Raw genomic sequence first — 11,333 nt, forward strand, 5'->3', positions numbered from 1 at the left:
TCGCTCGCCGTGAAGTCCCTCAACTGTTGAGTATGTTCACTACTGAAACAGTGTCACCATGCTTTTCCGGCCAGTCTCCTGGCATATTCACCAGGGCAGTTGGCCGAAATACGCGGGTCGGTTCATTACCCGAGGGGTAATCGACGCACCGCCCCGCGCCGGGCAGGGTGGTCGTACCGGGTCGCCGAGACCGCGATCCGGGCTCTGACCAGCAACGACTACCTCTGTGGAGGCTGATCGCCATGTCCGCGAACACCGACCGTTACGACAACGCCGTCGCCCGCTACTTCGAGGCCTGGAACGCGGGCGAGCCGGAGGAGCTGGCGAAGGCGGTCGCCGCCGCGTGGACCCCGGACGGTTCCTACACCGACCCGCTGGCCGATGTCACCGGTCACGAGGGGATCGCCGCCGTGATCGCCGCGGCGCATGAGCAGTTCCCCGGGTTCTCCTTCCGGCCGGCCGGCCCGGTCGACGGCCATCACGACACGGCGCGTTTCTCCTGGGAGCTGGTCAGCGAGACCGACGGCTCGGCGCCGGTGGCCGGCTTCGACGTGGTCACGCTGGACGAGGACGGCCGCATCCGCACCGTGCTGGGCTTTCTGGACCGGGTGCCCGCCGGGGGGTGAGCACGCGGCCCGGGCGATGAGTTTCCCCGCTCCCGGTGGTCTCCTGTACACATCCACCGGGAGCGGAGGAACCACCATGGTGACGACCGGAAAACTCGACGAGCAGTTCACCGCCGTCCTGCGCAAGAGCCCCGCCGAGGGTGGCTGGACCTATCTGGTCTGGCCGAAGTCCGTCGACTTCTTCGGCACCCGCGGGCTCGTCAAGGTCCGCGGCACGATCGACGGACACCCATTCCGCAGCTCCTTCATGGCCCTGGGCGACGGCACCCACAAACTCCCGGTCAAGGCCGACCTCCGCAGGGCGATCGGCAAGAGCGAGGGCGACACGGTGACCGTACGCCTGGAGGAGCGGCTCTAGACCCGGGTGGCGTCCCGGTAGCGGCGGGGGGCTACGCCCATGGAGCGTTTGAAGGCGTTGCTGAAGGCGCTTTCGGAGGTGTAGCCGACGGAGCGGGCGAGCGCGGCGACGGGAGCCGTGTCCTGGCGCAGGGCGCGGGCCGCGAGACTCATGCGCCAGTTCAGCAAATACGTCAGCGGCGGCACCCCGGCCGCCTCCTTGAACCGTACGGCGAAGGTGGTGCGGGACATCGCGGCGGCGCGGGCCAGCTCCTGAAGCTGCCAGGGGTGTCCCGGGTCGGCGTGCATCAGACGCAGCGCCGGGGCGAGCCGTTCGTCGGCGAGGGCCCGCAGCCAGCCGGGCGGCAGCCCGTCGGCCTCGGCGAGGCAGACCCGCAGCACCTGCACGAACATCAGCTGGGCCAGCTGGTCCGAGGCGAACTCGCCGCCCGCCCGGCGCGTCTTCATCTCCCCCACCAGCTGCCCGACCAGCCAGCGCAGCACGGGCGCCTCGGCCGCGTCGGCCCTCACGTGGATCAGCTCCGGCAGCGCCCGGCGCAGCAGCTCGCCGCTGTCCCGGCTCAGGTCGATGTGCCCGGAGACGCAGGCGACGTCCTCGCCCTCGCCGAGCCGCCCCATGCGGGTTCCGGGGTCCATCGCGACCTGGTCGGAACTGATCGGCTCGATGCCGGGCCGGCTGCACAGCACGTACGGCCGTCTGCCGTCGGAGACCACGATGTCGCCCTCGACCAGCGGCAGGGGCTGACCGCCGTCCGGGGGCAGCAGCAGGCACCGTCCGCGCACCACGGCGTTGACCTTCAGTTTGTCGCGCCCCACGAGCCGGATCGCCCAGTGCCCTCCGGCGAGGAAACCCCCGGAGAACACACTGCGGGCGTCGGCGACGGCGAGGGCGTCGGAGAGCGGATCCGCGGTCATGCTCGAACTATCACGCAAGTAATGCGGATTCTCAAGCATTCATCGTACGGATCGACGGTCCTACGGTGGCCTGGTCAGTCCATTTCGAGGAGAGCCAGACATGACCACCACCGCACAGCGTCCCGTCCGCTCCGGCTTCGGCGCCGCGTCCACCGCCGAGGAGGTGATCAAGGGGATCGACCTGACCGGCAAGGTCGCGATCGTCACCGGCGGCTACTCGGGGATCGGCCTGGAGACCGCCCGGGTACTGCGCGCCGCCGGCGCCCAGGTCGTCGTACCGGCGCGTGACCTCGAGCGGGCGCGGGCCGCGCTGACGGACGTGCCCGGGGCCGAGACCGAGTATCTGGACCTGCTGGATCCGGCGTCGATCGACGCCTTCGCGGAGAAGTTCCTGGCCTCCGGGCGGCCGTTGCACCTCCTGGTCAACAGCGCCGGGATCATGGCGACTCCCCTGACCCGGGACGCACGCGGCTACGAGGCGCAGTTCGCGACCAATCACCTGGGGCACTTCCAGCTGGTCCGCCGCCTGTGGCCGGCGCTCGTCGCGGCAGGCGGCGCACGGGTCGTGTCGGTGTCCTCCCGGGGCATCCGCTTCGGCGGCGTCGACTTCGACGACCTGCACTTCGAGCACCGGCCCTACGAACCGTTCGTCGCCTACGGCCAGTCGAAGACGGCCAACGCGCTGTTCGCCGTGGAGCTGGACCGGCGCGGGCGCACCGAGGGCGTACGGGCCTTCTCGGTGCATCCCGGCATCATCATCGACACCGGGCTGATCAAGCACCTCGACCCGGAGATCGTCCGGGCGTCGGGCACGGTCGACGAGGACGGCAGGCCCGTGATCGATCCCGCGCGTCAGTGGAAGACGGTGCAGCAGGGCGCGGCCACCGGCGTCTGGTGCGCGACCAGCCCCCGGCTGGCCGGCCTCGGCGGGGTCTACTGCGAGAACTGCGACGTCAGCCCGCTCGTGACGCCCGAGACCGAGGCCGCCTGGTACGACAGCGAGCGGACGCCCGGCGTGCTGCCGGGCGCCGTCGATCCGGAGGCGGCGGCCCGCCTCTGGGAGGTCAGCGAGCGTCTTACGGCGTGACGATCGCGTCGATGCGGGCCAGTTCATCGGCGTCGAAGTCCAGGTTGCGGGTGGCCGCGACGCTGTCCTCGATCTGCTGCGGGCTGCTCGCGCCGACCAGCGCGGAGGTCACCCGGCCGCCGCGCAGCACCCAGGCTAGGGCCAGCTGGGCCAGGGTCTGTCCGCGGCCCTTGGCGATCTCGTCGAGGGCACGCAGCTTGGCCACCAGGTCCTCGGTGACCGCGTCCGACTGCAGGAACGGGCTGTCGGAGGCGGCCCGCGAGTCCTCCGGGATGCCGTCGAGGTAGCGGGAGGACAGCAGGCCCTGCTCCAGCGGGGAGAAGACGATGGAGCCGACCTGGAGCTCGTCGAGCGCGTCCAGCAGGCCGCCGTCCTCGGGGCGGCGGTCGAGCATCGAGTAGCGCGGCTGGTGGATCAGCAGCGGGGTGCCCAGCTCGCCCAGGATGCGGGCGGCCTCACGGGTCTGCTCGGCCGAGTAGTTGGAGATGCCGACGTAGAGCGCCTTGCCCTGCTGCACCGCGGAGTGCAGGGCGCCCATCGTCTCCTCCAGGGGAGTCTCCGGGTCGGGGCGGTGCGAGTAGAAGATGTCGACGTAGTCCAGGCCCATCCGGGCAAGGCTCTGGTCCAGCGAGGACAGCAGGTACTTGCGCGAGCCCCACTCGCCGTACGGGCCGGGCCACATCAGATAGCCGGCCTTGGTGGAGATCACCAGCTCGTCGCGGTAGCGCGCGAAGTCGTCCTTGAGGGCCTCGCCGAAGGCCAGCTCGGCGGCGCCGGGCGGCGGGCCGTAGTTGTTGGCGAGGTCGAAGTGGGTGACGCCGAGGTCGAAGGCGCGGCGCAGAATGGCCCGCTGGGTCTCGACCGGGCGGTCGGGACCGAAGTTGTGCCACAGGCCGAGCGAGATCGCGGGGAGCTTCAGGCCGCTGCGTCCGGTGCGCCGGTAGGGCAGGTCCGCGTAGCGGTCGGGGTGTGCGGTGTACAACGCGACTCCAGAGGGGTTGGCACAGGGCTTTCTCGGTTCCGGAAACCGGTACCCCATCTTTCGCGACCTGGGGGCAGTGGTCCAACAGGAGAATGCGATGGAACTCAGCAGATAGGCTGCACAATCATGGAACTCCGCCATCTCCAGCACTTCGTCGCGGTCGCCGAGGACCAGCATTTCACCCGGGCCGCCGAACGGCTGATGGTCTCCCAGTCGGGGCTCTCGGCCTCGATCCGGGCGCTGGAGCGGGAGTTGCAGACGCCGCTGTTCGTGCGCACCACCCGCAGGGTGACGCTCACCGAGGCGGGGCGGGCGCTGCTGGGCGAGGCCGAGCGGATCCTGGCGCAGGTGCGGGCGGCGCACGAGGCGGTCGCGGCCGTGCAGGGAGTGCTGCGGGGCACGCTGTCGGTGGGGACCGAGCAGTGCATCGCGGGGGTGCATGTGGCACGGCTGCTGGCGGCGTTCCGGCACCGGCATCCTGACGTGGAGATCCGGCTGCGGCAGGCGGGCTCGGGGGAACTCGCCGAGGAGGTCGCGGCGGGACGGCTGGACCTGGCCTTCGCCTACCGTACGCAGGCGGACACCGACCAGCTGCGCTCGGTGTCGCTGACGGCCGAGCCGATGACCGTGCTGTGCCATCCCAGCCACCGCCTGGCGAGGGACGGCGCGGCGGTGACCCCGGACGATCTGGGGTGTGAGGTGTTCGTGGACTTCCAGCCCGACTGGGGCCCGCGCCGCACCACCGACGCGGCCTTCGCGGCGGCGGGTGTACGGCGCACGGTGGCGCTGGAGGTCAACGACGTGCACAGCCTGCTGGACCTGGTGGACGAGAACCTCGGCGTGGCCGTCGTCCCCCGGCACTTCCGGCACAAGCGCGAGGCGCTGACCGCCCTGCCCGTGAAGGGCACGGGCGAGACGGTCTACGAGACGGTGGCCCTGCTGCCGCCCGCCCAGGCGACCAGTCCGGCGGCGCGGGCACTGATGGCGCTTCTGGAACAGGCGACACAGGACGGCGTGTGATGCGCGATGGTGGAGTCATGCATGCAAAGGACATCCTCATCGACGGCCACAGCCGCATCCGGGAAGAAGTCCACGCCGTCGTCGAGGGGCTCGGCCCGGACGAGCTCAACGCCCGCCCCTCGCACGACGCCAACTCCGTCAGCTGGCTGATCTGGCATCTGACCCGCGTCCAGGACGACCACGTCGCCGACGCCTTCGGGCTGGAGCAGGTCTGGCTCACCCAGGACTGGTTCAAGCGCTTCGGCCTGGACCTGCCCCGCCACGACACCGGCTACGGGCACAGCTCCACGAGGGTCGGCAAGGTCCGGGTGGACTCCGGCGAGCTGCTGACCGGCTATTACGACGCCGTGCACGAACAGACCCTGGCCGTTCTCGGTGACCTGGCCTCGGGCGACCTGGACCGCGTCGTCGACGAACGCTGGGAGCCGCCCGTCACCCTGGGCGTCCGCCTGGTCAGCGTCCTGTCCGACGATCTGCAGCACGTCGGACAGGCCGCCTATGTGCGCGGGCTGCTTCAGAGCGCTGCCGCGTAGCCCGGCAGGACGACGTCCTCGATGAGGGCCTTGCGCTCGTCGAACGGGATGAACGCGCTCTTGACGGCGTTCACCGTGACGGTGCGCAGGTCCTCGGCCGTCCAGCCCGCCTCCTCCACCAGCAGGGACATCTCCCGGGTCATCGTCGTGCCCGAGACCAGACGGTTGTCGGTGTTGAGGGTGACCCGGAAGCCCAGGTCCTTCAGGGCCGTGATCGGGTGCTCGGCGATCGACGTGGCCGCACCCGTCTGGAGGTTGGAGGTCGGGCACATCTCCAGCGCGATGCGGCGGTCGCGCACCCAGCCCGCGAGCCGGCCGAGCTTGCCGTCGACGATGTCCTCGGTGAGCCGCACTCCGTGGCCGATGCGCTGCGCGCCGCACACCTGTACGGCCTGGTGGATGCTGGGCAGTCCGTGCGCCTCGCCGGCGTGGATGGTGAAGGGCACGCTCTCGCGGCGCAGGTGCTCGAAGGCGTCGAGGTGGTCGGCGGGCGGGAAGCCGTCCTCGGCGCCGGCGATGTCGAAGCCGACGACACCGGCGTCCCGGAACGCGACGGCCAGGTCGGCCGCCTCGCGGACCCGGTCGAACATCCGCATGCCGCACAGCAGGGTGCCCACCCGGACGGGGGTACCGGCGGCGGCGGCCTTCGCCATGCCGGCCGCGAGCCCCTCCTGGACGGTCTCGACGACCTCGCTGAGCGCCAGCCCGCCCCGGGTGTTCAGCTCGGGGGCGTAGCGCACCTCCGCGTAGACGACCCCGTCGGCCGCCAGGTCGAGCACGTACTCCTCGGCGACGCGCAGCAGGCCCTCGCGGGTCTGCATGACGGCCAGGGTGTGCTCGAAGGTGGCTATGTAACGCACCAGGTCACCGGAGTTGGCGGCCTCGAAGTACCAGGCGGCCAGCTCGTCGGGGTCGGTGGTGGGCAGGGTGTGACCGACCGCGGCCGCGAGTTCCACCACGGTGGCGGGGCGCAGGCCACCGTCCAGGTGGTCGTGCAGGACGGCCTTGGGGAGGCGGCGGATCACATCGACGTCTACGCGCGTAGCGGTCATGGCGGGCGCTTTCTACGACAGGCGGTTCTGGGGGGCGTGGGTTACTCGGCGGGCTGGAGCAGGTCCCAGCGGTTTCCGTACAGGTCCTGGAAGACGGCGACCGAGCCGTAGGGCTCGTGCCGCGGCTCCTCCAGGAAGGTCACGCCGCCGGCGAGCATCCGGGCGTGGTCACGGGCGAAGTCGTCGGTGTGCAGGAAGAAGCCGACCCGTCCGCCGGTCTGGTCGCCGACCCGGTCACGCTGCGCCTCGCCCTTCGCGCGGGCGAGCAGCAGGCCGGTGCCGTGGGCGTCGGCGCCGGGAGCGACGACCACCCACCGGGAGCCGTCGGGGCGCGGTGCGTCCTCGACGAGCCGGAATCCGAGGGCCTCGGTGTAGAAGCGGATCGCCTCGTCATAGTCGTCGACGACGAGGGTGACCAGGGCGATGCGACTCATCGGGGCCTTTCGGGGTGAGCGGTTGACGGGTGAGGTTATACGTAAAACCCGGGGAACGCCAGTCGGCGCCGGAAAGACCCTCCGGCCGTCCCGGCCCGCCTTCGCAGGACGGGCCGGGAGGCACCGGTGCGGCGGGCGGTCAGTCGCTCTGTCCGCGCAGGGCGCCCAGCCGGCGCAGTTCCTCGTCCGTCAGCCGCAACGCGCCCGCGGCGACGTTCTCGACGAGGTGGTCGGGGTTGCTCGTACCGGGGATGGCGAGGACGTGCGGGCCCTGGTGCAGGGTCCAGGCGAGCCGGACCTGAGCGGGACTGACGCCATGGGCCTCGGCGACGGCGCGCACCGCGGTGTCGTGGTGATCGGCGGCGGCGCGCGGACCGCTCTTGCCGGCGACGGCGTAGAACGGCACGAAGGCGATGCCCTGCTCGCCGCAGAGGCGCAGGACTTCGTCGGTGACCGGGTTCGGGTCGTCCAGCGCGTACCGGTTCTGCACGCTCACCACGGGCGCGATGGCCTGCGCCTCGGCCAGGTGGCGGGGCTCGACGTCGGACAGGCCCAGGTGCCTGATGAGGCCCGCCTCCCGCAGTTCGGCCAGGGCGCCGAAGTGCTCGGCGACGGACTCCTGCCGCATCCGGCGCAGATAGACCAGGTCGAGGTGGTCGCGGCCGAGCTGGCGCAGGTTCTCCTCGACGTGGCCGCGCAGTTGGTCGGGCCGGGCGGAGGTGCCCCACTCGCCGTAATAGTCGCGGAAGGGTCCGACCTTCACGGCGATGAGGAGGTCGTCCGGGTACGGGGCCAGGGCGCTGTTGATGATCTCGTTGGCGGAGCGCAGCTGGGAGAAGTAGAAGGCGGCGGTGTCGATGTGGTTGACGCCGAGCTCGATCGCCCTGCGCAGGACGGCGATCGAGCGGTCCCGGTCGCTGGGGGTGCCGAGGTGGAAGGCGGCGCTGCCCGTCAGCCGCATGGCTCCGAAGCCGATGCGGTTGACGGTCAGGCCGGCGAGCTTCCAGGTGCCCGCGGCGTCCGCGGTGATCGTTTCGGAGGTCATCGGCGGAGTCTCGCACAGCCACTGTGCTCCGCCGATCGTTTTACGGATACGTGTAGGAGTTGAGGGCGTCGACCGCCGAGGCGGGGTTGCCCAGGTCGTAGCGGTCCACGGCGAGGAAGTTGGGCTTCTTGCGGGCGGCCGGCTGGCAGAACCGCTGGGCGCGGTCGGCGAGTTTGGTGTTGTCCGTGCCGGCCGTGCCGGCGACGGCGGCGTCCCGGAAGTGGTTCATGACGAACAGGGGGCGGAAGCCGCTCTCCGTGCGGGTCAGCGGGACGTTGGTGTTCGCGTCGTACCAGCGGCTGTAGCAGGACCAGTCGGAGGAGCCAACGCCGGAGCCCATGGACCAGTAGTTCTCGACGGTCCACTCACGCTGGTACATCACGCCGAAGCTGTCCCGGGTGAGGCCGGCCGACTCGTCGGAGGAGCGGCTGTGATCGGTGAAGATCAGCAGCCGCTGGTTCGCGGCGATGAGGTCGGCGAGTCGGGGCCAGCCGTGCTGCCGGACGCCGGTGCGGTCGGGGCGGTACAGGACGTCGTACAGGCCGCTGACCCGGCTGAGTTCGGACCGCAGGACGCCCGGATCGACGTAGTCCTCGAGGAAGACGGTGACGACCTGGTCGGGGTGGGTCTTGAGGAAGTCGACCATGCGCTGGAGGTCGACCCAGAGGGCGACGGGCCTGCTGACCAGGGTGCAGCTGTCGTGGCAGAGGATCGCGCCGTCCGGGGTCTGGTGGATGTCCAGCATGAACCCCCGTACGCCGTCGGCGAGTTGCTGGTTGATGCCGCGCGCCTGATTGGGGAAGAAGTTGACGAACGGTGGCGCGAAACCGCCGTCGACGCCGTTGGCGTAGGCGTTGTGGGCGGTGAGGAACGTGACCTGGTCCAGGGTGCGTTGGTCCTGGGGCGGCATGGGCGCGGTCGGTGTGGTGACCGGGGTGAGGTACCAGCCGGACAGGTCGCCGGAGGCTCCGCCGGCCAGCGGGGCGGGGTAGTTGGCCCCGGAGGGCTTGGCGGCGACCGTCAAGTAGCGGTCCGTACCGGGTGCCTTGAGGGTGTACTGGTCTGTGCCGGTGGGGGCGATCTCCCACGCCGCGTCCGGGCTCGCGCAGGTGAGGGTTCTGGCCTGGTCGCCGGAGCGGCCGAGACAGCTGCCGACGGTGTCGGTGCTCTCCAGGAGGTACGACGATCCGCTCGCCGTCAGTCTCCACTGCTGGCGGTCCTCGTTGCCCTTGGGTCTGTGCTGTTCGACGGTTCCGGCGTTGTCGGCGGCGTTCAGCCCGGTCGTCGCGCTCTGGACGTAGTAGAGGCCGGGTGCCGGAGCCACCGCCGTCGCGTGGGCCGGGGGTGCCACGACCGTGGCGACGAGCGCCGCGGCCGTGGCGAGCAGGGCGTGGGGGGTGCGCATGGTGGTGCCCTTCGTCCGAGGTGAGCATCGGGTGATCAGGTGCATGACACCATGACGCGGGGGCCGCCGTCAGCAGGAGAGGTTGCCGCCGGGTGACACTCCGAGGATCTGAGTGAAGCGCCGGTAGGCGTCCACCCGGCTCTGCACCTGCGCGGGGTTCTTGCCGTCGCACTCCAGCGAGCCGTTGATGGAGCGGATGGTCTGTCCGAAGCCGGCGCCGTTGACCATGGCGTTGTGCGGGGTCATGGTGCCGGGTCCGGACTGTGTGTTCCAGTACCACAGGCCGGTCTTCCAGGCGACGGCCGAGCTGTTCTCCACCTGCCAGGGGTTGTTGAGCAGGTCGATGCCGAGCGCGTCGCCGGCCGCCTTGTAGTTGAAGTTCCAGCTGAGCTGGATGGGGCCGCGCCCGTAGTAGGCGGCCTGGCCGGCCGGGCAGCCGTAGGACTGGCTCCAGTCGCAGTAGTGCGGGTAGTTGGCGGTGTTCTGCTCGACGACGTACACCAGGCCGCCGGTCTCGTGGCTGACGTTGGCCAGGAAGGCGGCGGCCTCCTGCTTCCTCACCGTGTCGCTGCCGGTGTTGGCGAAGCCGGGGTAGGCCCCGAGCGCCGCGGTCAGTCCGCTGTAGGTGTAGAAGGAATTCCGGTTCGGGAACATCTGGTTGAACTGCGCCTCGCCGACCACGAAGCCGGCGGCGGAGGCCGTGGGGGCCGGCTGGAGCACCAGGGCGGCGCTTCCGAGGGCGAGCGAGGACAGGAGTGCGGCGATACGACGCCTCGACACGATCGGCTCCTTCGCGGAACACGGCCGTACCCGGTGAGGGGTACGGCCGCGGTGGGGGGTTGTGGAGCCACACTCAACTCCTTTGGTCTGTACCAGTCAAGGGTGTAGACCAGTCAACCCTGTTCCCGTTCCGGACGGTGCGCGCACGTGACGAACCCCGGTGCGAAGACACCGGGGTTCGTGGGGCTGTGATGGGCCGTCAGGCGAGCAGCCTGCGCTTCTGTTCCTCGAACTCGGCTTCGGTCAGGACGCCTTGGGCCTTCAGGTCGCCGAGCTGCTTGAGCTGGTCGATCTTGTTCGTCATGTCGTCGGCCACGGGTGTGGTGGGCGGGGGCGGAGTCGCCTGGTAGCCCTGCTGGGGTGCCTGGGGCTCCTGGTAGGCGCCCTGTTGCTGGGCCTGCGCCGCCCATCGGCCCTGCTGGCGGCGTGACACCCGATTGGAGACCGCGGTCGCCGTGCCCGCGACCACGGCGGTACGCGCAACTCCGCGAAGTAGACCTGGCATGGCAATCGCCTCTTACCCGAAGTCGATGGAAGACACCATGTCCATTGCACCATCACCCTCATCGGGCGGCATCTCGGCATGGCGTATGACGTGCGCGTTCCACGATTCCGCGCTGCTCACCTCAGGACGCCGCCTCGGCGGCTTCGAGGGCGGCGAGGACGGCCTGCACGTTCAGGCGTCCGGAGGCGACGAGCTGCGCGCCGCCGCGCCGCAGGGCGGTCGCGAAGGGTGCCGCCCACACGTTCTCGTAGACGAGCAGACCGGCCGAGTTGCCCGGCTCCACGGCCGCGGCCGCCTCTTCCAGGTCGTCCTGGCCCAGCAGGTCGGAGCTGGCGCCTTCGAACACGGCGAGGTCGAGATGACCGTCACCGGTGAGGTCGGCGATCTCCAGGGCGGTCACCGAGCCGTCCTCGTCCTTCCTGATGAACCTCAGGTCCAGGATGCGGATGATGCCCCGGTCCACGAGATCGACGAGCAGCGGGAAGGCCTCGCCCGTCATGCGGTTGCCGGGGAACTCCACGACCACGTAGTCGATGGGTCCCATGTCGTCGAACTGCTCGCTCATGGTGGTCACCTCTGGCAGGCCTGGACT

The 11,333-nt window shown here is 70.5% G+C and carries 14 protein-coding genes; 5 read left to right on the forward strand and 9 right to left on the reverse strand.

The annotated features are described in order from the left end of the window. Nucleotides 1-242 precede the first annotated feature (242 nt). Both ACWCQ1_RS02930 and ACWCQ1_RS02935 read left to right on the forward strand, forming a co-directional pair. Nucleotides 243-626: a nuclear transport factor 2 family protein gene (locus tag ACWCQ1_RS02930; RefSeq protein ID WP_133048654.1), complete on the forward strand. Its 384-nt coding sequence runs from the start codon at nt 243-245 to the stop codon at nt 624-626. 76 nt (nt 627-702) lie between these two features. After that, nucleotides 703-984, forward strand: coding sequence for a DUF1905 domain-containing protein (locus ACWCQ1_RS02935; protein ID WP_133048653.1), 282 nt, complete (start codon nt 703-705; stop codon nt 982-984). Here ACWCQ1_RS02935 and ACWCQ1_RS02940 read toward each other — a convergent pair. Then, entirely contained in the window at nt 981-1,898 is a 918-nt protein-coding gene (locus tag ACWCQ1_RS02940; RefSeq protein ID WP_451025704.1) for an AraC family transcriptional regulator, read from the reverse strand. The two genes, ACWCQ1_RS02935 and ACWCQ1_RS02940, sit on opposite strands and share 4 nt — an antisense overlap. A 100-nt stretch (nt 1,899-1,998) precedes the next feature. Here ACWCQ1_RS02940 and ACWCQ1_RS02945 point away from each other — a divergent pair, with 100 nt between their 5' ends. Then, nucleotides 1,999-2,985, forward strand: a complete 987-nt coding sequence (locus tag ACWCQ1_RS02945) for an oxidoreductase (protein ID WP_358602022.1) — start codon at nt 1,999-2,001, stop codon at nt 2,983-2,985. Here ACWCQ1_RS02945 and mgrA read toward each other — a convergent pair. Continuing rightward, nucleotides 2,975-3,967 carry an L-glyceraldehyde 3-phosphate reductase gene (mgrA, locus tag ACWCQ1_RS02950; protein ID WP_356763955.1) on the reverse strand — a complete coding sequence of 331 codons (993 nt, stop codon included), beginning with the start codon at nt 3,965-3,967 and terminating at the stop codon, nt 2,975-2,977. The genes ACWCQ1_RS02945 and mgrA overlap by 11 nt on opposite strands. Before the next feature lie 126 nt (nt 3,968-4,093). Here mgrA and ACWCQ1_RS02955 point away from each other — a divergent pair, with 126 nt between their 5' ends. Together ACWCQ1_RS02955 and ACWCQ1_RS02960 are read left to right on the forward strand one after the other, a co-directional pair. Beyond that, nucleotides 4,094-4,987 (forward strand): LysR substrate-binding domain-containing protein, encoded by an 894-nt coding sequence (locus ACWCQ1_RS02955; protein ID WP_133048649.1) that lies wholly within the window; start codon nt 4,094-4,096, stop codon nt 4,985-4,987. 17 nt (nt 4,988-5,004) lie between these two features. Beyond that, nucleotides 5,005-5,520, forward strand: a complete 516-nt coding sequence (locus ACWCQ1_RS02960) for a mycothiol transferase (RefSeq protein ID WP_133048648.1) — start codon at nt 5,005-5,007, stop codon at nt 5,518-5,520. On the opposite strand, the gene ACWCQ1_RS02965 is transcribed toward ACWCQ1_RS02960, so the two are convergent. The 7 genes from ACWCQ1_RS02965 to ACWCQ1_RS02995 form a co-directional block, all read right to left on the reverse strand. After that, entirely contained in the window at nt 5,502-6,572 is a 1,071-nt protein-coding gene (locus ACWCQ1_RS02965; protein ID WP_451025705.1) for an adenosine deaminase, read from the reverse strand. The genes ACWCQ1_RS02960 and ACWCQ1_RS02965 overlap by 19 nt on opposite strands. 41 nt (nt 6,573-6,613) lie before the next feature. Further along, nucleotides 6,614-7,006 (reverse strand): VOC family protein, encoded by a 393-nt coding sequence (locus ACWCQ1_RS02970; RefSeq protein ID WP_358600049.1) that lies wholly within the window; start codon nt 7,004-7,006, stop codon nt 6,614-6,616. 139 nt (nt 7,007-7,145) lie between these two features. Further along, a complete protein-coding gene (locus ACWCQ1_RS02975) occupies nt 7,146-8,051 on the reverse strand; it encodes an aldo/keto reductase (protein WP_358600052.1) in 906 nt (301 codons plus the stop codon). Between the two features lie 40 nt (nt 8,052-8,091). After that, nucleotides 8,092-9,456, reverse strand: coding sequence for a phospholipase (locus ACWCQ1_RS02980; RefSeq protein ID WP_451025706.1), 1,365 nt, complete (start codon nt 9,454-9,456; stop codon nt 8,092-8,094). A gap of 69 nt (nt 9,457-9,525) precedes the next feature. After that, nucleotides 9,526-10,236, reverse strand: a complete 711-nt coding sequence (locus tag ACWCQ1_RS02985) for a chitinase (RefSeq protein WP_133048643.1) — start codon at nt 10,234-10,236, stop codon at nt 9,526-9,528. Between the two features lie 199 nt (nt 10,237-10,435). Further along, entirely contained in the window at nt 10,436-10,741 is a 306-nt protein-coding gene (locus ACWCQ1_RS02990; RefSeq protein ID WP_358600059.1) for an SHOCT domain-containing protein, read from the reverse strand. Between the two features lie 121 nt (nt 10,742-10,862). Then, nucleotides 10,863-11,306: a DUF6325 family protein gene (locus tag ACWCQ1_RS02995; protein ID WP_451025707.1), complete on the reverse strand. Its 444-nt coding sequence runs from the start codon at nt 11,304-11,306 to the stop codon at nt 10,863-10,865. Nucleotides 11,307-11,333: the final 27 nt, after the last annotated feature.

This window comes from Streptomyces sp. NPDC002144, from assembly GCF_053593695.1.